We start from the raw sequence: 18638 nt of genomic DNA, 5'->3' as shown, positions 1-18638 counted from the left end.
AGCGTGTATAGGGCGCTAATCCGATGGCCGAGAAAGACTGGATCGCCAAGTATTTTGCCCCGCTCGCCATGTCCGGCGGAGCGGCTGGGTTGCGGGATGACCTCGCGCAATTAGCCGCGAGCGAGTCTCCGACAGTCATCACGGTTGATGCGTTGGTCGAGGGCGTTCATTTCCTCGCATCTGATCCGGTTGGGACCATCGCCCGGAAGCTCGTACGCGTGAACGTCTCTGATATCTACGCCGCCGGGGCTTTGCCGGCTGAAGCTTTACTGACGCTCGGATGGCCGAAGGATCGACCGGAAACGGACCTTGCTGAATTCGCATCCGCCCTTGGGGCAGAACTGGATGTATTCGATATCCAGCTGATCGGTGGGGACACCGTACGCAGCCCGGGTGGTCTTTTCCTGTCACTCACGCTGACCGGCACATGTGTTGGTGACACGCCTGTTCGCCGGATGGGCGCAGGGTCCGGCGAAGATGTCTGGGTCACAGGTCGTGTCGGCGCGGCGTATCTGGGCTTTGATGCGATCCAGAAAGGGGCGGTTGAAAGCGCCGAGGTTGAGGCGTATCGGGTGCCGCAGGTCCAACCGCTTGCCGCCGCGCATCTTGTCGCGCAGTTCGCGACGGCGGCGATGGATGTTTCCGACGGGCTGTTGGGGGATGCCGCGAGTCTCGCCAGCGCGTCCGAAATCGGCGTCCATATAGCACTTGAGTCCGTGCCCTTTGCGGGGAATGCAACCGATGTGGACGAAATGATCCGCCTGTCGACATGGGGAGACGACTATCAACTGCTCTTCACCTCAGAAAAAACGCGGCGCGATGAAATCCTGGCGGATGCGGGCAGATCTGGCGTAATTATTACGCTTATCGGCGAAACCCGACCCGAAGGAGGACTTTCCGTCACCCTGCGAAATTCGCCCATTAACCTCCCGGAAACTCTCGGCTTTGAGCATGGCTGAAGTGGGACTGGGCTGACTCGCCCCTGACGGGAGGCATATTGCCTATTTCCCGAGGGCCGGGCAGGCTGGTCACGTATAATAAACAGTGCATGATCAGGAATAACCTGGCGTCGAAGTTCTGTTTTAAGGGAAGGAAACGTAATCCATGTGGTATTATCTCGCTCTCGCGGCGGGGGTCTTGTCAGTCCTTTATGGCTGGCTCCAGATCAATTCGATCATGAAGGCCCCGGCTGGTGATGCGCGTATGCGCGAAATTGCTCAAGCGATCCAGGAAGGCGCAAATGCCTATCTTGGGCGCCAGTATCGTACAATTGCGATCGTCGGCGTCGTTGTCGTCGTTCTGTTGCTTATTCTGTTCCGAAACTGGCAGGTGCCGCTCGGCTTTATTGTCGGCGCAGCGCTTTCAGGCGCGGCCGGGTTCATCGGCATGAAAGTGTCGGTGCAGGCAAACGTGCGCACAACTGAAGCGGCCAAGTCCGGCCTCAACGCCGGTCTCAAGCTGGCGTTCAAATCAGGTGCCATCACGGGCATGCTCGTCGTTGGCCTCGCCCTGCTGGGCATTGTCGTCTATTACGGCCTGCTCACAATGGTGGTCGGACTCAACCTCGGCATCGAAAGCGAGAAACGTCTCGTCATTGACTCACTCGTGGCCCTCGGGTTCGGCGCGTCACTGATCTCGATCTTCGCGCGCCTTGGCGGCGGTATCTTCACCAAGGGTGCGGATGTCGGCGGTGATATGGTTGGCAAAGTCGAAGCTGGCATTCCGGAGGATGATCCACGCAACGCTGCCACGATTGCAGACAATGTCGGAGACAATGTCGGCGACTGTGCCGGCATGGCGGCCGACCTGTTCGAAACCTACGCGGTCACGTTGGTGGCAACGATGGTGCTCGGCGCAATCTATTTCTCTGGTGCAACTTATATCGTCGAAATCATGATGCTGCCGTTGGCGATTGCCGCCGTCTGTATCGTCACGTCGATTGTCGGCACCTATTTCGTGAACCTCGCACCCGGCAAGACCGATGTCATGTGGGCGCTCTACAAGGGCCTCATCGTGACGGGCGTACTGTCCATTGGCGGGCTCGCAATCGCAATCGCAACAGTCCTGCCGAATGGGTTCGGCGTGCTCGACGATGCGGGCGAACGGCTTGGCCTAGCCAATGACGTGTCCGGTTGGATGCTGTTCGGTTGCGGCGTGGTTGGCCTGGTGGTGACCGGTCTGATCGTCGTGATCACGGCTTACTATACTGAGACCAAATATCGTCCGGTACGCTCCATCGCGCGGGCATCAGAGTCTGGCCACGGTACGAATGTGATCCAGGGCCTCGCTGTGTCGCTGGAATCGACGGCCCTTCCGGCCATCGTGATCATTGCGGGCATCATCCTGACGTTCAACCTCGCAGGCCTATACGGCATTGCCATTGCAACCACGACCATGCTGGCACTCGCCGGTATCATCGTGGCGCTCGACGCTTTCGGACCTGTTACGGACAATGCGGGCGGCATCGCCGAAATGGCGGAGCTTCCGTCGGAAGTTCGCGAGACAACGGACGCGCTCGACGCGGTCGGCAACACGACCAAGGCCGTGACCAAGGGCTATGCCATTGGTTCAGCCGGGCTCGGCGCGCTTGTGCTGTTCGCTGCCTATGCAGAAGATCTCAAATACTTCTCGGCGCGCGCCGTGGAAGGGGACTTCTTCTATAATGCAACGGCTGATTTCTCGATTGCCAACCCATATGTGGTGGTCGGCCTCCTGTTCGGCGGCCTGTTGCCATTCCTGTTTGGTGGTCTCTCCATGATGGCTGTTGGCCGTGCCGCGCAAGCAGTGGTCGAGGAAGTCCGTCGCCAGTTCCGCGAAATGCCGGGCATCATGAAAGGCGAAGTGAAGCCTGATTATGGCCGGGCGGTCGACCTTCTGACGAAGGCCGCTATCCGGGAAATGATCGTCCCGTCACTCCTGCCAGTGTTGTCACCGATTGTCCTGTTCGGCGTGATCTTTGCGATTGCCGGCAAAGGCGCGGCCCTCGCGGCGGTTGGGGCGATGCTCCTTGGTGTGATTGTGACAGGCCTGTTCGTGGCCATCTCGATGACGTCCGGAGGCGGTGCCTGGGACAATGCGAAGAAGTATATCGAGGACGGTCATCATGGCGGAAAGGGCTCAGAAGCTCACAAGGCTGCTGTGACGGGAGACACGGTCGGCGATCCCTACAAGGATACTGCTGGTCCAGCCGTGAACCCGATGATCAAGATCACAAATATCGTGGCCTTGCTCATGCTCGCGGTTCTCGCAGGCCACTAGTTGAAAGACGCCGGGGCCTTTGTTTTTGTGCCACTAATTCTATGCATAGAAAATATCGATACCGGAGTGGGCTTCTATTGATTGGTTCTATTCAACATCTTTGCGTAGCCTCAAGATCGTCGTCAAAGAATTGCGGTTACTCCGCACGAATATTCTCTCGGCGACCATGAAATCAGGAGGGTTGTTCCGGGAGGGACTGCTCTCAGGCCAGACCAATCCAGGGAGAGATGAATATGGACGGAAATGACGCAGCTCCAGAGGGCCAGTGCCCCGTAATGCATTCGCTGCGAGGGCGCGTAAACCGCGACTGGTGGCCCAACCAGCTAGACCTCAGCATCCTTCACCAGAACCCGCCGGTCGGTAATCCACTTGGCGAGACGTTCAAGTATTCCAAGGAATTCACGAAACTCGACCTGAAGGCGATCAAACAGGACATCTTCGCGCTGATGACGGATTCCCAGGATTGGTGGCCTGCGGACTACGGCCATTATGGTCCGTTCTTCATCCGGATGGCCTGGCACAGCGCGGGTACATATCGCACCGGTGACGGTCGGGGTGGCTCGACCTCCGGCTCGCAGCGCTTTGCGCCGCTGAACAGCTGGCCAGACAATGCCAATCTCGACAAGGCCCGTCGTTTGTTGTGGCCGATCAAGAAGAAGTACGGAAACAAGATTTCCTGGGCAGATCTCATGATTCTTGCGGGCAATTGCGCCATTGAATCCATGGGCGGTAAAACGTTTGGGTTTGGCGGCGGCCGCGAAGACATTTTCGAGCCGGAGAAAGATATCTATTGGGGCACGGAAGAAGAGTGGTTGGCCACCAGCGATAAGCCCGGCAGCCGCTATAGCGGCGAGCGTGTGCTCGAGAACCCGCTCGCAGCCGTTCAAATGGGCCTCATCTACGTGAACCCCGAAGGCCCGGACGGCAATCCTGATCCGCTGGCTTCGGCAAAGGACATCCGTGAAACGTTTGCCCGGATGGCCATGAACGACGAAGAAACTGTTGCGCTAACTGCTGGCGGTCACACATTTGGCAAGTGCCACGGTGCGGGTGACGCGGCGATGGTCGGTGCAGAGCCTGAAGGCGGCGACATCGCCGAACAAGGGCTTGGTTGGCAGAGCAAGTTCGGTATTGGCCATGGCGATGACACGATCACCAGCGGCATCGAAGGCGCATGGACGCCAAACCCGATCAAATGGGACAATGGCTATTTTGATATGCTGTTCGGCTATGAGTGGGAACTTGTGAAGAGCCCCGCTGGCGCGTTCCAATGGCAGCCAAAGGATGTAGACGAGGCGCACATGGCGCCAAAGGCTCACAATCCGTCCGAGAAGCAGATCACCATCATGACCACGGCCGACATGGCCATGCGGATGGATCCGGAATACGAGAAGATCTCTCGCAGGTTCCACGAAAATCCGGATCAGTTTGCAGATGCGTTTGCCCGCGCCTGGTACAAGCTGACCCATCGCGATATGGGGCCAGCCGTTCGGTACCTTGGTGAGGAAGTTCCAAGCGAAGAATTGCTCTGGCAGGATCCAATTCCGGCAGTTGACCATGAGCTGGTGAACGCCAGTGACATTGCTGATCTCAAAGAGAAGATCTTGTCTTCGGGCTTGTCTGTGTCCGAACTGGTCTCGACTGCATGGGGCGCAGCTTCCACGTTCCGCGGCTCCGACAAGCGGGGCGGTGCGAATGGCGCCCGTATCCGCCTGGACCCGGCAAAGAACTGGGAAGTCAACGAACCTGAAAAGCTTGCCAAGGTTCTCGGTCTGCTCGAAAGCGTTCAGCGCGCTTTCAATTACGCCCAGACAGGCAACAAGAAGGTATCGATGGCCGACCTGATCGTGCTCGGTGGGTCTGCTGCCGTGGAGAAGGCCGCCAAGGATGCGGGCATCAATGTTTCGGTACCGTTCACGCCGGGCCGTATGGATGCTTCGCAGGAGCAAACGGATGTTGAATCCTATGCCTTCCTCGAGCCGAAAGCCGATGGCTTCCGCAACTATCTTCAGGTCGAATTCTCGGTTCCGACCGAAGAATTGCTACTCGATCGGGCGCAGTTGCTGACTCTGACGGCGCCGGAGATGACGGTCCTTGTCGGTGGCCTCCGTGTACTCGGTGCCAATCATGCTGGTTCCACGCATGGCGTCTTCACGGATCGACCCGGCACGCTGTCGAACGACTTCTTCGTGAACCTGATGGACATGGGCGTCGCTTGGAAAGCAGCCACTGAGAAGCAGGATGTCTTCGAAGGACGAGATCGCAACACCGGAGAAGTGAAATGGACCGGCACACGAGTTGATCTCGTCTTCGGTTCGAACTCGCAACTGCGGGCCCTGTCGGAGACCTACGCCCAGGATGATGCCAAAGAGAAGTTCGTGCACGACTTCGTCGCGGCCTGGACGAAGATCATGGAAGCCGACCGGTTCGATCTTGACCGCGACTAGCTGGTTGCAGATTGTCCAAAGCGCGGCGCTCCGGGAAATCGGGGCGCCGCTTTTTTTATTTGACGAGGGAGGCAGCCATCCGCCGGAATTCGTCCTGACTGAGCGTCTCGGCACGGGCTGTCGGGTCGATGTCGAGGCTCTGGAGCCATTCCACCGCTTTGAGGCCGTGACGCTTGGCAAGCGGCTTCAGCCCCGCGCGCAGCATTTTCCGCCTCTGACCGAAAGCTGCACCAGCCACTTCTTCCAGCTTGTCGAGATGGGGAAAGACCTTTTCCGGCGGCAATGGGTGCAGAACGGCGACGGCACTGTCCACTTTCGGCGGGGGACGAAATGCACCCGGCGGCAGAGTGAAGGCAATATGGGGATCGGTCACCGCATGGGTCAGGACGGCAAGGCGACCATATTGATCCGTATTGGGTTTGGCGCACACGCGCTCAGCGACTTCCTTTTGGAACATCAGGGCCATCTCGCCACGCCACGGACCAGACTTCAGCCAAGCTACCAGCAATGGCGTGCCAACATTGTAGGGAAGGTTGGAAATCATCATGGCTGGTGTGGTGCCGCCAAGTTCTGCCAGCATCTCTTCCCAGCGGACTTTGCGGGCGTCTCTCAGGATCAGATGGAGACGACCGCTTTGAGCTTCCGGCCATGATTGTAGCGCCTTGGCAAATCGCTCATCAGCCTCAACGGCGATGACCTTGTCTGCGCCATTGTCCAGCAAGGCGCGTGTGAGCCCGCCCGGACCTGGGCCGACCTCTATTACTGTGCGGCCCTCTATCGGTCCTGCGGCCAGTGCCGTGCGTTTTAAAATGTCCGGATCGAAAAGGAAATGTTGGCCTAGCGCCTTGCGCGCAGTTGCCTGTGTCAGGCCTGGAGGCGTCTCGTCACGGCTCATGAAGTTTGCTTTCGGTTATCGGCGATCATTCGGGCCTGCTCGATGGCGGCGATCAGGCTGTCGGGCCGGGCTGTGCCATTCGCGGCGGCATCGTAGCCGGTACCGTGATCGGGGCTCGTGCGGACAATAGGCAGGCCGATCGTCGTGTTTACACCGCCCCACATGTCCAGCGTCTTGACCGGGATTAGTCCTTGATCATGGGTCATAGCGATAATGGCGTCGAACCGTCCGTCCAGGGACTCCGCGAACACTGTGTCGGCCGACCTTGCATCCGACATGTCGATGCCGGCGGCGCGCAGGGCTCGGGCTGCAGGGTTGATGATATCGACTTCCTCGTGGCCTATCGTGCCATTCTCGCCAGCGTGTGGGTTCAGCCCGGTGAAAGCGAGACGGGGCGAGGCAATGCCGAAATCCATACGCATCGAACCCGCCACAATTTTTCCAAGTGTGACAAGGCTTTCAGTACTCAGCTGACTGAACACATCTTTCAGTGCGACATGAATGGTTGCGAGTGCGACGCGCAGACCACCTCCGGTCAACAGCATGACCGGAAGGGGCGATGTCTGAGCGCCTTCCGCGCACAGCGCGGCCACGAATTCTGTATGGCCCGGATGACGAAAGCCCGTCCCATAGAGCAGCGCCTTGTTGATTGGATTGGTGACCATGCCGTCTGCAGAGCGATCAAGGCACAAGGTGGTGGCCAGTTCGATGGATTTGATGATGGATGCGGCGGCGCTGTCATCTGCCTGTCCAGGCTGGATCTGTGGCACACCTTCCAAGGGAAGGACGGGCAGCGCATGAGCGAATATCTCTTGCGCGTCTGCCGGGCTGGAAATTTCCTGCACCGGGATGTCCGGAGCATACAAATGTGGCGCGCCAATCACGAAGAAACAGCGAGACGGATCATGCTTTAGCGCGTTCCACGCCGACACCGTGATCGGCGGTCCCACACCCGCAGGATCACCCATTGTCAATGCGAGTGGAGTTCGGCTTTTATCAGTCACTCAGGCGGTCTTCACCCAAATAGCTGGTCATGCAAGGCCTAGCGATAGATAATCGTCGCTTCGCGGCGCATATCGCGCAGCTCTCGCTCCGAAATCATGCTGAGTTCCTGATCTTTCAGGCGACTCTTGAGGTCATCGCGCGATGGCAGGGCTTCGGCACCATCTTCACGGCGGCAGACATACATGACTGCAAGGCCGCTGCCGGCGGCAAAGATTTCTGTGGGCTGGCCAACGTCTGCCGCAAGCACGAGGTCCTTGCCCTCAGTGCCCAGCTCGTCGACGTTTATGTCTGTCAGGTCAGCATGCCGCAAGTTCGATTTCGAATTGGAAACGCTTTGAACATCATCACAACTGGAGATGGCTTCCATGGCTTCTTTGAGGACGGCTTCATCGCCGTCTGTCACTTGCAGGCGAATAAGGTCGACCTTGGTTGTCAGTTTGGCTGGCTCACGTTTGCTGGCAATATTCAGAATGTAAATTCCATTCTCGACTGCGAGCGGACCGACGATGCCAGGTCCAGGTGAATCTTCGACCGCTTGTGCGAGCACAGGATCAAGGTCACCTGTTGTGATCCACCCCATATCGCCCCCTGTGGCGGAGGTCGGGGCAGAGGAGATGCGCTGCGCAGCAATCCGGAAATCAGCGCCTTGATTCAACTGCTCGATGATTGAACTTGAGGCTTGCAGGGCTTGATCCTTGGTCTCCGCATCCGGTGCGTACAGGAAGATTTCGGAAACACGATACTGGGTCTGCTGTAGGGAGCTGCGCACGCGGTTAAGCTGGTCTTCCACCTGGTTGTCCGAAATGCGGATACGTGAGCCGTACAATCCGCTCATCACGCGGCTCCAGGCAATCTCGGCACGCATCTGCTCTTCAAGGCTAGTGGGGTTCACGCCAGCGGCCAGCAATTGTTGTTTCAGCTGATCGCCTGTGGCGCCGGACTGGCGCGCCATGTCGTCTACAGCACCGTTGATCTCTTCCGGCGCAATTTCCATCTCGAATTCGGCCGCCTTTTCCAGTTGGAGGCGCTCATCAATCAACTGTTCAAGAGCCTGGCCCGTGATCTGCTGAATCTGTTCCTGGGAGGGCTGCTGACCACCGAGGCTGAGCAGCAATAGTCGTGCGCGCTGGCGAACATCTGAATAGGAAATAGGTTGGTCGTTTACGATGGCTGCGACACCTTCCAGCGCCAGCCGTTCCGGAGCGCTTGCTTCCTGTGCTGTTGAAACAAGGCCAACAGGCATGGCTGCAAGAAGAACAGCTGCGAAAATCTGACGAACCATGAATGGCCTCCATTGAGTGCCCAGTCGGGCCCCGTGGCTATTATACTGCGGGACAATACAAGTCCTGCAATCGCGCGCAACGCATCAGGGCAGTCATCCCTGAATTCTTACGGAAATTTAGGGTGGAACGCCGGTCCAACCGCGCTCCGTCCGCTCGAATCAATCGAATTCGCTCGAACCGAAGTCACCAATTGTCTTCAGCGAGAACCGAATTTGAATGTTCTCTTCAGGTCCGAGCGTGCGGTCTTCCAGTTCGGAACGCTGGTAAACCAGTTCGAAGCGCGAACAATCATCTTCAAAGGCGATGCCGTATTCTTGGCGGGCGTTGAGGTTTGACTGGATGTCTCGCAACTGTCCAAAGAATACCGAATACTGGCTGGTCACCTTGAGGTCCCCACGTAGAAGTATCCCCTCGTCACCGGTTCCGGCAGTGGAGATGCGTTCGTCCACCTTGTAGTATTGGGCTACGGCACGGAAGCGCTTGTAATTCGAGGACAATTTGGCGTCGATCCGGTTCAGGCTGAAGCCGTCTTCGTCCAGGCGTGCCCGCGTGTTCACACGCAGCAGTCGGCCGAAATCTGCTGTAGCAGACACAATCCAGTCCGATGACGTTCCTTCGAGATTGCTGAGGGCATTGAAAGAGTCGTCAGGTCTTGACCGCCAGCGCTTGCCAACGGTCGTGCTCAGGCTCGGGCCGCTTTTCCATACCGCCCGTGTGGTGATGCCCGCAGCAAGCTTTCCATCGCCCTCATAAAGATCAAAGGCACCAAAACCATTGGCGTCGTACAGCGACGCTTCATCGGCCTCATACAGGAGACTGTCTTCGTTTGGAATCGCGTCGTCGTTGACGTTCGATAGACCCCATGCCGCCATGACAGCAGGCTCCACCATTATATCCACCGATTTGCCGGGTCGGATCATCGGGTAGGCAAGCTTGCCCCCGACATTTCCGACGGCGCGGGAGACACTCTCTTCACCGGAAACGTCTTCGTCCAATCCGTAATAATCGGCGCGTACTTCGGCGAATTGCTCAAATGTGAAACCACCGGGCAGGACGTCCAGGTCGGTCCAGTCTGCTCCGACGCTGACCCGGTGACTGTCATCCCCCACATCCCGGCTGAGAATGGCTGTGGATGCATTGATGCTCGCAAAGCCCAACTCGCCCAAATCCCAGTATTTTTCGCTTGAAAAGACCGGCAAGGCGGTTGGCAATTCGCCGTCATCATCGGTTTCACGCAATCCCTGAAACTTCAGGAGCGCGATGTCGGTGTAGTAGCTGTCACCCTGGCCGATGGCGAACAATTGCGAGAGCAACCTGCGTGGCTGGCTGGCATACAGACCGCGCTGTTCATTCTGTCCATCAAGGTCATACCGGCGATCATAGAGGTCGTCTGTCTGGTGTTCGACACCGAAGCCCCATTTCCAGTCTGAATTGATCGCGAAAAGGCCACTTCCGTAAATATGCCCGCGAAGTTTCTCTTCGCCGAACAATTCGCCATCGCTATCGAAGTCCTGTTCATTGGTGAAACTCGTATTGATGTTGATAGCGCCCGAATAGAATTTCTTGCGATAATCGAGTTCCAGCAATGGGTTCACGTTTTGCGTCACCATTGGCGATATGGTCACTTCAGAGGAATCCGAGATCGCCCAGTAGTAGGGTTGTTGGTAGAACCAGCCGAGTTTTGACGAATTGCCAGCCGACGGAATCAAAAGCCCCGACCTGCGTTCAGATGAGGGATCTGGGTGCGCGAGAAAGGGGAAGTAGAAAACCGGAATGCCTGCAATCTCGATCACGGCGTCGCGATACGAGATCATCTGACTTTCCTGATCCAGGACAGCACGCCGTGCTCTTACCGACCATGTCGGCGTCTTGTCTTCCTCGCAAACCGGGCAGGCCGTATACACAACTTGATCCAGCGCGTTGACGCCATTTGACTGCCGGATCGCAGAATTGGCGGCGACCGTCGCGCCTTGATCCAGCCGCGCTGAAAAGCCGATTGCATAGCCGTCTTCCAGGTTGGAATTGACCTCGATTTCGTCTGCAAATTGCTGGCTGCCGGTTTCATCGATGATAATGACATTGCCACTGGCCCGGACTTTCTCGGTCGTGCGGTCGTAGACGATCTTGTCAGCGCGCAGGATGCGGCCCTGATACAGCGCCTCAACATTGCCCTCGGCAACAAGTTTGTTCTCATCTCGAACTTCGTAAACATAGTCGGCTTCGAGAACGACCCGCTCATCCTGCTCGGCTGGTTGCGGAGCGCCCGTGTTTTCCTGGGCGATGGCGTACCAAGGAAGAGAAGCTGCCAGTCCAAGTGCAGCTGCAACATGATGCCATTTTGCCAAAACGCGTACCCTTACAGCTGTTTTCGGGCGTCGAACCGAACGCGCGCCGCGTTCCGCCTACACTCATTTCCTTTTGGAGGCTTAGAGAGGAAGGCGGGAATCGTCCAGCCATGAGACCATTCCGGCTGATTTTTCATGTTTTTGTCGATGCACTGACAGCACAGCTCGGTTCAAACCGCGCGGGATGCCAGACCACCAGGAAGGGTGATTGCCTCACCAGCAATCTCCAGTTCCATCAAGGCTGCGGCGCATTGGGCCGGTGTAGCCCCGGCTGCTCTTGCGATTTCATCGAGGGGCATGGGATGGGGCGACAAGGCTTGCTGGATTCGCTCAATCAAGTCGGTTGGCAAATCACGCTCTGGCGATCCTTCGAACAACTCTCTGGGCGCGGACACACCTGAAAAGGAAAGACTTTCCAAAACTTCCAGAACGTCGTCGGCATGACGCACGAGTGTCGCGCCTTGCCGGATCAAATGGTTTGTCCCGGCTGATCTGGGATCTAGCGGTGAGCCGGGCACCGCCATGACGTCACGGCCTTGTTCTGCCCCCATTCGGGCCGAGATGAGGGAGCCAGACCTCTCAGCGGCCTCCACAACGACAACACCACGCGACAAGCCGGTGATGATGCGGTTGCGTCGCGGAAAATCCTTTGCTGTGGCGCGATATCCGAACGGACTTTCAGATACGATGAGCCCTTGCGCCGCGATTTCGGCATAGAGTCGGTCATGCTGGGGCGGGTAGACATGGTCCACCGCACCGCCCAGCACAGCAATGGTGCCAGTGCCTAGGCTGGCGGCATGTGCCTCGCCATCTATGCCCAAGGCGAGACCGGAAACCGTAGCATACCCGGTGCCGCCAAGCGCGGAAGCCATATCGCGGGCGAGCTTTCGTCCGGCGGCGGATGCATTCCGCGCGCCGACGATGGCCACTGTGGGTTTGGCGGCCAGATCGAGTTTGCCGAGCGCTGTCAGGACGGGCGGCGGGGGATCGAGTGCCTTAAGCAAGGGCGGATAAGCGGGTTCGCAGCTTGCGATTATGTGTGCGCCATACTTCCGGGTCCGGTCCAGCTCATGCTTGATATCGGAGACATCCGGGGGGACGAGTTCACGGCCTCTGCGGCTCTTCCGGGTCAGCTCCGGTAGACCGTCCAACGCTGCGCCCGCTGATTTGAACTTGCGTATCAGCTGGAAGAAAGTGACCGGGCCGATATTCGGGGTGCGCGCGAGCCTCACCCAATCCAGGCGTTCTGCATCATTGAGCGCGCGCGCCGGACTCATGTGGTCGGGTCTACCGTTTTCTTGGAGCCGAACTTGGGCTCCTCACCCTTCAATAGGCGGCTCAGATTGGCGCGGTGAGTCCAAAACACGAAGAGCGACAACAGCGCGAGCCCGCCAATGATGAACATGTTCCGTTCGCCCAGCAGCCATGCGCCGGGCGGGACCAATGTCGCAGCGGTCAACGCGGCGAGAGAAGAAATGCGGGTAAGTGCAACCAGGCCGAGCCAAACCGGTGCGGCGATATAGAAACCGGGCAGGGACACGAATGGCAGCAGTCCCGCATAGGTCGCGACCCCCTTACCACCTTTGAATCCAAGCCATATGGGGTAGCAATGGCCGACAAAGGCGAATGCGCCGGCCACGAAGCCGACTTCCCTGCCGGCCAGCATGCCAAATGCTAGCGCCAGTAGGCCTGCCTTCAGACTATCGAGAAGCAGCGTCGCAAGCGCGAGGTCTTTGCGGCCCGTACGCAACACGTTTGTTGCTCCGATATTGCCGGAGCCAATGGATCGGATATCGCCAAGACCTGCAGCGCGGGTGATGAGCAAGCCAAACGGGATCGAACCGGCGAGATAGCCGCAAAGTGCGGCCAAGGGGAATGCCAGCTCAGCTGTCATGTCGATCTCCTCAATTCCCAATTGAAAATTCTACGAATGGAACCGGCGGTGGGCAAGGCCAGTCTGGGCTATCGCTCAAAAACCTGCACTCCACCCACAAATGTCCGCAGCACACGGCCTTGCAGGCGCCGCCCATCAAAAGGCGAATTGGTTGATCTGGAAAGAAGGTGTTCACGTTCACAGAGCCAGGGCTTGTTTGGATCAAACAGAATGACATCTGCAGGCGCCCCTTCAGCCAGTCGCCCTTCAGGCAACCCGATCATGTCCGCCGGCTTGGAGGTAATCGGCGCGAGCGCTTCAAGCAGGGTGAGCGGGCCATCATGAACAAGGCTGAGTAGTGCCGAAAGCGTGGTCTCGAGGCCTGCCGCGCCAAAGCTCGCCTCACCAAATGGCAGGCGCTTTTCTTCCGGGGGTTGCGGGTCGTGTGCGGACACCACGGAATCGATTTCGCCCGCCTTCAACGCAGCAATCATGGCCTGGCGTGTTTCCTCGTCCCTGAAGGGCGGATTGACCTTGCAATAAGTCAGGTAGTCGCCGACGTCTATCTCGTTGAAGAAAAGCGAATGTGCGGCGATGGTCGTGAAGACGTTGGCGCCCCGGGCGCGGGAATCTGCGACCAGTTCCAGCGTGCGGGGGGTGGATACTTGATCGAGGATCAGGGTGCAGCCAGTTGCTTCCGCAAGCATCAGGTCGCGCGCCGCGCCGATCCATTCAGCTTCTTTTGGAATTCCGGCGAGACCCTTGCGGGCGGCGAAGGCTCCGGCATTCATCACGCCAGAGCCCTTCAACGCGCTATCATCCGGGCGAGACATGACGATGGCACCGCGACTGGCCGCATAAGTCATCGCGCGTTTGAGTATGGAGGGATTTGAGATGGGCGCATCACCATTGGTGAACAGGACCGCGCCAGCATCCGCCATCATGCCTATCTCGGCCATGGCGTGACCTTCCAAGCCTACGGTGAGTGCGCCGGCGGCATATATGCGGGCTTTCGCGCTGACTTTGGCACGATCTGAAATATAACGGACCAGTGCGACGTCATCCACGACTGGCTTGGTGTCCGGCATGACGACGAGACTGGTCACACCGCCTGCAACGGCGGCTCGGGATGCTGTTGCGAGCGTCTCCTTTTGCTCGTCGCCTGGCTCACCCGTTTTCACACGCAGATCAATTAGGCCCGGTGCGAGACAAAGTCCGCCTGCGTCGATGACTTCATTTGCATTGCCAACGGCGCCCGTAGCGCCTAGCGAAATTGCGGTAATGAAACCATCCTCGATCAGGATGCCGCCGATTTCATCCAGTCCGGACGCCGGATCCAGCAGGCGTGCGTTGAAGATGGACAGGCTCATGGGCGGCCTCCTGCCAGCAAATGGAGCACGGCCTCTCGCACAGCGACGCCCATTTCCACCTGTTCTGTAATCACCGAGCGCTCACCATCAGCAATGGCACTTTCGATCTCGATGCCGCGGTTCATCGGGCCGGGATGCATGACAATCGCGTCACCCTTTGCAAGAGCAAGCCGTTCCTGAGTCAGGCCAAAATAGCGAAAATACTCGCGGCGGCTTGGCAGATACGCGCCATCCATGCGCTCGAGTTGGAGGCGCAGCATCATCACGACGTCTGCGCCTTGAAGGGCTCTGTCGAAGTCGGATGTGGCTGAGGCGGCACCCCAGGTTTCCGTGCCGGACGGCATTAGTGTACGCGGTGCGCAAAGGTGTACTTCAGCGCCTAGCAGGTGCAGTGCCATGGTGGTGGAGCGCGCGACGCGCGAATGGACGATGTCACCACAAATCACCACTTTCAGCCCCTCGATGCGGCCCTTGTTGCGGCGGATGGTCAGCGTGTCGAGCAGGCCCTGAGTCGGGTGTTCATGCGTGCCGTCCCCGGCATTGATCACGGCGCAATCGACCTTGCGGGAGAGCAGCTTTGCGCCGCCCGAGGCCGAATGCCGAACCACCAGCACGTCGGGCTTCATGGCGTTCAGGGTCATTGCTGTGTCGATCAGTGTCTCACCCTTCTTCACGGAAGACTGTGCCACTGGCATCGATACGACGTCGGCGCCCAATCGGCGGGCGGCAATCTCGAAACTGCTCATCGTCCGAGTGGAATTTTCAAAGAACAGGTTCACGACCGTCTTTCCAGACAAGACCGGATCTGCCCGCTGGCCCGTCCGTGTCGCTTCGGCATAGTCGTTTGCCAGATCGAGAATATGAGTGAGATCGAGCGGGTGAAGGCCATCAATGCCCAGCAAATGCTCGTGGTCGAAGGAGTAGTGATATGCCGCCTTGCTCATGGAGGCCCTTTCGATTTTTGGCGGTTTAGGCGCGTTTCGGAGTTGGGGCAAGAGGTTCAGAGCGTGAGAAGCAGATACAGTGTTGGGATCGTGACCATGGCGAGCACTGTTTCAACGGCGATCAGATTGGCCGAGAGCGCTGCATCGCCCCCCAGTTCCTTGGCGAGGATGTATGAGCTGGTCGCTGTCGGGGTCGCGGCGCATATAAGGGCGATGATCAATGGCGTCCCCGTGACACCCAGCAGCAGGCAGAAGCCAACCGCGAAGGCGGGGAGCCCCAGCAGGCGGACAAGCGACCATGTCAGCGTGCGCGGCCCGGCGCGCCTTAGTGCTGATAGGTCAACGCCCGCGCCTGCAGACAACAGGCCAAGGGCCAGCGCCGCATCGCCAAGGATGTGAAGACTGTCGTCAAGCAGACGAGGGAGCGTGACGCTAGCGCCCGCCAATGCCAATCCTCCAATGCACGCGATGACGATCGGATTCCTGAACAATGCCATAAACGGATTGGGCTTTGGTCCGTGCGGAGCATCCGCGTGTGCGATCAGCGCATAGACGGACAATATGTTGGCTGTAGGGATCATTACGGCAGCGGCGATGGTGACAAGCGCGAGGCCCTCCTCACCGAACAGGAGGCTGCCGATAGACAGGCCGATCATCGTGTTCCAGCGGACATTGGATTGGATGACGGACCCCACAGCCGGGCCCGGCATATTCGGTAGGAATCGGGCCAGCCAACCGACACCACCGAGGGCAAACTGCGCGAGGATCAGCGCGGCGGCGAGTCCCCAGGGCGCTTCCTCAAAGGGGGCGTTTGCCAGTGTTCGAAGGATCAAAGCTGGAAAGAGGACCACGTAAGAGAGGCGCTCAATGGCGCGCCAGCTATCGGTCGGAATCCATTTGCGCACCGACAGGATGTGGCCGAGCGTCACGATCGCGATGACGGGCAACAGGGCATAGAGAAAGCCTGACATCAGGTGCGAGCCAGTCTTTGAAGGGCATCATTCAGGATCACCGCAGCAGCTGAGGCATCGATTCGCTCGGCGCGTCGTTTCCTCGAAATGTCAGCCTCGATCATCGCATTCTTTGCTTCTACTGTTGAGAGCCGTTCATCTTGAAACAGGATTGGTACATCACGGCGTTTCATGATGTGCCAAGCCAGCGCGCGGACAGATTGTGCGCGTGGGCCTTCGGACCCGTCCATGTTAAGCGGAAGTCCCATGACAATGCCGACAGCCACTCGATCATCATAGAGGTGGAACAAGCGATCAAGGACAGGAGCCAGCTTCTTGCCCCGTGGAATGGTCTCGACCGGGCTCGCCAGCATCCGCAGGCCGTCCGCCGACGCGATACCGAGCGTCTTCGTCCCGGGATCAATGCCGATCAGGGCGCCGGTTTTCGGGAAATGGTCAGGATCAGTTATGGGCATGAATAGCCCACATAGCGCCTTGATGCCGTGTTGCCTATGGCGTATTCGGGCGGTTCATTTTCACGCGTTGGAGTTCGCTCATGTCTGTTACCAAGGATGATGTCCGCAAGGTTGCCCGCCTGTCGCGCATTGCCGTCAGCGAACAGCATGTCGAGGAACTGGTTGGGGAATTGAATGGCATCCTCAGCTGGATCGACCAGTTGAACGAGGTCGATATTGACGGCGTGGAGCCGATGACCTCCGTGGTTGAGACGACGCTGCCCATGCGTGAAGATATCGTCACAGATGGCGATATCCAGGATCAGGTTCTGGCAAACGCACCGCGCACCGAAGATGGCTTCTTCGTTGTGCCCAAGGCCGTGGAATAAGCCACCCGCCGCAGTGCCATCGTACCATAAGTGCTGTACAACGCGCTCATGGAACGGCTGACAGTTCTCTACAACAGTGTGTGTCCTGTCTGTCGGGAGGGAATTTGCCATTTCGAACGGCGAACCCGAACAGGTTCAGACCGTGTCGATTATGTGGATGTTTCTCAAACACCTGATCGTTTTCTCGATCAGGGCATCTCCCTCAACGACGTTCGCCTGAAACTGCATGCTGTCCTGCCGGATGGTCGCACGGTTAAAGGATGGCCAGCGGTCGCTGAGATATGGCAGCGGACGCCCGGCTATGGATGGTTGGCCTGGCGGGGCAATCTGCCTGGGTTGAATCTGGTATCCCGTAGCCTGTATCATGTGACCGCCCACCTTCTGTGGCGCTGGAATCGGATGTCTGGCCGCTGGTAGCAATCAGATAATCTGGTCAGCGAATTCTTCGTAGTCGATCAGGATTTCTGCATCGGCAAGGATGGGGGTGCGGGCACTTAGCGTCACAGTTTGTGCAGCCGGGTCGACGGTAAAATCCGCATTGGCTTCGACACTGTGATTGCACATCGAGATCAGGCCGAATGCGACCGCGGCGCGCATTTGTCCTTGTTCATTTTCATCCACGTAGAAGACGTAATGATGGATCTGGGTGCCGCGAATGGCGGCGGTGTCTTCCTGGCTGAGGACCAGGAGGGGATAGGTTGCGATCAGGTCACCCGCTTCAAAGGAAACGGCCGCGAACAGGCCGCGACCGTGAAAGGGAGATTGGCGAACCTCAACGGGTGAGGCGTATCCGGTTTTTTCCATAGGCCTGATTACCACATGCCGAAGCCGCCGCCATCAGGATTCAGCGTCTTCCTCTTCAGATTCTTCTTCAGGTTCTTCCGCCTTTGCCTTTGGGTCCCATGCATAGATTCCATTCACCAGGCATCTCTGCTTGGAAAAGGGTGAGGTCTCTGCGAAATCAGAAATGGAGTCGGACACGATTAGCGCATCATGCTTTCGCAAGCAGCTGCCGGTTGCGTCCATTCCGATCCGCATTGCATCATCCAGCGGCGTACACGCGCCAAACACTTCAATCAGGTAATGGTCGCGCCCGTCACGCACCACAACTGTGTCCCGTGTTGTTTCGCCAAAACCATCAATGGTGGATGCAAAGCAGATGCTGCTCACCTCTTCGCCCAGTCGTGGATCGTCGGCATAGCGCTCGACGCCGCGTGGTCGGTCCTCTTGTGTCTCTGAAGTGGCACAGGCCGCCAGGATAACGGGGGCAGCAAGGCTGAGCATGAGGGTACGCATGATGGGTCTCCGTTGAATTTGGCGCTGGAACCGAGCCTGCGCCACTCTCGCGCAACTGACAAGAAGGCTCACGAAGGCTTGAACTTTTGTGCCAAGCCGTCATAGCAGGCGGGCAGATTTCTTCTCAG

Annotated in this window: 17 protein-coding genes; 5 read left to right on the top strand and 12 right to left on the bottom strand. The window is 58.2% G+C overall.

Going from position 1 to position 18638, the window contains the following annotated elements; translation table 11 throughout:
- Nucleotides 1-23 precede the first annotated feature (23 nt).
- The 3 genes from thiL to katG all read left to right on the top strand — a co-directional run bounded on the left by thiL (nucleotide 24) and on the right by katG (nucleotide 5705).
- Nucleotides 24-959, top strand: coding sequence for a thiamine-phosphate kinase (gene thiL, locus L53_RS06425; RefSeq protein ID WP_034813372.1), 936 nt, complete (start codon nucleotides 24-26; stop codon nucleotides 957-959).
- A 145-nt stretch (nucleotides 960-1104) separates the two neighbouring features.
- Nucleotides 1105-3258, top strand: a complete 2154-nt coding sequence (locus L53_RS06420; RefSeq protein ID WP_034813369.1) for a sodium-translocating pyrophosphatase — start codon at nucleotides 1105-1107, stop codon at nucleotides 3256-3258.
- Nucleotides 3259-3491: 233 nt separating this feature from the next.
- A complete protein-coding gene (gene katG / locus L53_RS06415; protein ID WP_034814239.1) occupies nucleotides 3492-5705 on the top strand; it encodes a catalase/peroxidase HPI in 2214 nt (737 codons plus the stop codon).
- A 55-nt stretch (nucleotides 5706-5760) separates the two neighbouring features.
- On the opposite strand, the gene rsmA is transcribed toward katG, so the two are convergent.
- The 10 genes from rsmA to ruvX form a co-directional block, all read right to left on the bottom strand.
- Entirely contained in the window at nucleotides 5761-6600 is an 840-nt protein-coding gene (rsmA, locus tag L53_RS06410; protein ID WP_051607664.1) for a 16S rRNA (adenine(1518)-N(6)/adenine(1519)-N(6))-dimethyltransferase RsmA, read from the bottom strand.
- Entirely contained in the window at nucleotides 6597-7604 is a 1008-nt protein-coding gene (gene pdxA / locus L53_RS06405; protein ID WP_084333181.1) for a 4-hydroxythreonine-4-phosphate dehydrogenase PdxA, read from the bottom strand. The genes rsmA and pdxA overlap by 4 nt, the downstream gene beginning before the upstream one ends.
- Before the next feature lie 38 nt (nucleotides 7605-7642).
- Nucleotides 7643-8887, bottom strand: a complete 1245-nt coding sequence (locus L53_RS06400; RefSeq protein ID WP_034813363.1) for a peptidylprolyl isomerase — start codon at nucleotides 8885-8887, stop codon at nucleotides 7643-7645.
- Between the two features lie 159 nt (nucleotides 8888-9046).
- Complete coding sequence (locus L53_RS06395; RefSeq protein ID WP_034813361.1) at nucleotides 9047-11233, bottom strand: LPS-assembly protein LptD; 2187 nt, start codon at nucleotides 11231-11233, stop codon at nucleotides 9047-9049.
- A 170-nt stretch (nucleotides 11234-11403) separates the two neighbouring features.
- Nucleotides 11404-12510 (bottom strand): DNA-processing protein DprA, encoded by a 1107-nt coding sequence (gene dprA, locus L53_RS06390; protein WP_034813358.1) that lies wholly within the window; start codon nucleotides 12508-12510, stop codon nucleotides 11404-11406.
- Nucleotides 12507-13127: a glycerol-3-phosphate 1-O-acyltransferase PlsY gene (gene plsY, locus L53_RS06385; protein WP_034813356.1), complete on the bottom strand. Its 621-nt coding sequence runs from the start codon at nucleotides 13125-13127 to the stop codon at nucleotides 12507-12509. Before plsY ends, dprA begins: the two co-directional genes overlap by 4 nt.
- 68 nt (nucleotides 13128-13195) lie before the next feature.
- Nucleotides 13196-14476 carry a dihydroorotase gene (pyrC, locus tag L53_RS06380; protein WP_034813354.1) on the bottom strand — a complete coding sequence of 427 codons (1281 nt, stop codon included), beginning with the start codon at nucleotides 14474-14476 and terminating at the stop codon, nucleotides 13196-13198.
- Nucleotides 14473-15420: an aspartate carbamoyltransferase catalytic subunit gene (locus L53_RS06375; RefSeq protein ID WP_034813351.1), complete on the bottom strand. Its 948-nt coding sequence runs from the start codon at nucleotides 15418-15420 to the stop codon at nucleotides 14473-14475. The genes pyrC and L53_RS06375 overlap by 4 nt, the downstream gene beginning before the upstream one ends.
- 56 nt (nucleotides 15421-15476) lie before the next feature.
- A complete protein-coding gene (locus tag L53_RS06370; protein ID WP_034813350.1) occupies nucleotides 15477-16391 on the bottom strand; it encodes an AEC family transporter in 915 nt (304 codons plus the stop codon).
- Complete coding sequence (ruvX, locus tag L53_RS06365) at nucleotides 16391-16846, bottom strand: Holliday junction resolvase RuvX (RefSeq protein WP_034813349.1); 456 nt, start codon at nucleotides 16844-16846, stop codon at nucleotides 16391-16393. The genes L53_RS06370 and ruvX overlap by 1 nt, the downstream gene beginning before the upstream one ends.
- An 80-nt stretch (nucleotides 16847-16926) precedes the next feature.
- Here ruvX and gatC point away from each other — a divergent pair, with 80 nt between their 5' ends.
- Together gatC and L53_RS17730 are read left to right on the top strand one after the other, a co-directional pair.
- On the top strand, nucleotides 16927-17214 hold the full coding sequence (gene gatC, locus L53_RS06360; RefSeq protein WP_034813347.1) for an Asp-tRNA(Asn)/Glu-tRNA(Gln) amidotransferase subunit GatC: 288 nt from the start codon (nucleotides 16927-16929) through the stop codon (nucleotides 17212-17214).
- Between the two features lie 48 nt (nucleotides 17215-17262).
- The gene (locus L53_RS17730; RefSeq protein ID WP_084333179.1) at nucleotides 17263-17631 is read left to right on the top strand and encodes a DUF393 domain-containing protein; all 369 of its coding nucleotides are present in this window, start codon (nucleotides 17263-17265) and stop codon (nucleotides 17629-17631) included.
- Nucleotides 17632-17634: 3 nt separating this feature from the next.
- Here the strand turns inward: L53_RS17730 and L53_RS06350 are convergent, their stop codons facing one another.
- On the bottom strand, nucleotides 17635-18018 hold the full coding sequence (locus L53_RS06350; RefSeq protein WP_034813345.1) for an SET domain-containing protein-lysine N-methyltransferase: 384 nt from the start codon (nucleotides 18016-18018) through the stop codon (nucleotides 17635-17637).
- Between the two features lie 33 nt (nucleotides 18019-18051).
- Nucleotides 18052-18510, bottom strand: coding sequence for a DUF6491 family protein (locus tag L53_RS06345; protein WP_034813343.1), 459 nt, complete (start codon nucleotides 18508-18510; stop codon nucleotides 18052-18054).
- Between the last annotated feature and the right edge of the window lie 128 nt (nucleotides 18511-18638).

This window comes from Hyphomonas sp. L-53-1-40, assembly GCF_000682775.1.
GTDB lineage: Bacteria > Pseudomonadota > Alphaproteobacteria > Caulobacterales > Hyphomonadaceae > Hyphomonas.
The sequence above is the reverse complement of the archived record's forward strand: the minus strand, read 5'-3'. Positions and strand labels throughout refer to the sequence as shown.

What these genes read in the sequence shown, in the direction of transcription:
- thiL (WP_034813372.1), top strand. Translation starts at nt 24, where the DNA reads ATGGCCGAGAAAGACTGGATCGCCAAGTATTTTGCCCCGCTCGCCATG.
- L53_RS06420 (WP_034813369.1), top strand. Translation starts at nt 1,105, where the DNA reads ATGTGGTATTATCTCGCTCTCGCGGCGGGGGTCTTGTCAGTCCTTTAT.
- katG (WP_034814239.1), top strand. Translation starts at nt 3,492, where the DNA reads ATGGACGGAAATGACGCAGCTCCAGAGGGCCAGTGCCCCGTAATGCAT.
- rsmA (WP_051607664.1), bottom strand. Translation starts at nt 6,600, where the DNA reads ATGAGCCGTGACGAGACGCCTCCAGGCCTGACACAGGCAACTGCGCGC.
- L53_RS06400 (WP_034813363.1), bottom strand. Translation starts at nt 8,887, where the DNA reads ATGGTTCGTCAGATTTTCGCAGCTGTTCTTCTTGCAGCCATGCCTGTT.
- dprA (WP_034813358.1), bottom strand. Translation starts at nt 12,510, where the DNA reads ATGAGTCCGGCGCGCGCGCTCAATGATGCAGAACGCCTGGATTGGGTG.
- plsY (WP_034813356.1), bottom strand. Translation starts at nt 13,127, where the DNA reads ATGACAGCTGAGCTGGCATTCCCCTTGGCCGCACTTTGCGGCTATCTC.
- pyrC (WP_034813354.1), bottom strand. Translation starts at nt 14,476, where the DNA reads ATGAGCCTGTCCATCTTCAACGCACGCCTGCTGGATCCGGCGTCCGGA.
- L53_RS06375 (WP_034813351.1), bottom strand. Translation starts at nt 15,420, where the DNA reads ATGAGCAAGGCGGCATATCACTACTCCTTCGACCACGAGCATTTGCTG.
- L53_RS06370 (WP_034813350.1), bottom strand. Translation starts at nt 16,391, where the DNA reads ATGTCAGGCTTTCTCTATGCCCTGTTGCCCGTCATCGCGATCGTGACG.
- ruvX (WP_034813349.1), bottom strand. Translation starts at nt 16,846, where the DNA reads ATGCCCATAACTGATCCTGACCATTTCCCGAAAACCGGCGCCCTGATC.
- gatC (WP_034813347.1), top strand. Translation starts at nt 16,927, where the DNA reads ATGTCTGTTACCAAGGATGATGTCCGCAAGGTTGCCCGCCTGTCGCGC.
- L53_RS17730 (WP_084333179.1), top strand. Translation starts at nt 17,263, where the DNA reads ATGGAACGGCTGACAGTTCTCTACAACAGTGTGTGTCCTGTCTGTCGG.
- L53_RS06350 (WP_034813345.1), bottom strand. Translation starts at nt 18,018, where the DNA reads ATGGAAAAAACCGGATACGCCTCACCCGTTGAGGTTCGCCAATCTCCC.
- L53_RS06345 (WP_034813343.1), bottom strand. Translation starts at nt 18,510, where the DNA reads ATGCGTACCCTCATGCTCAGCCTTGCTGCCCCCGTTATCCTGGCGGCC.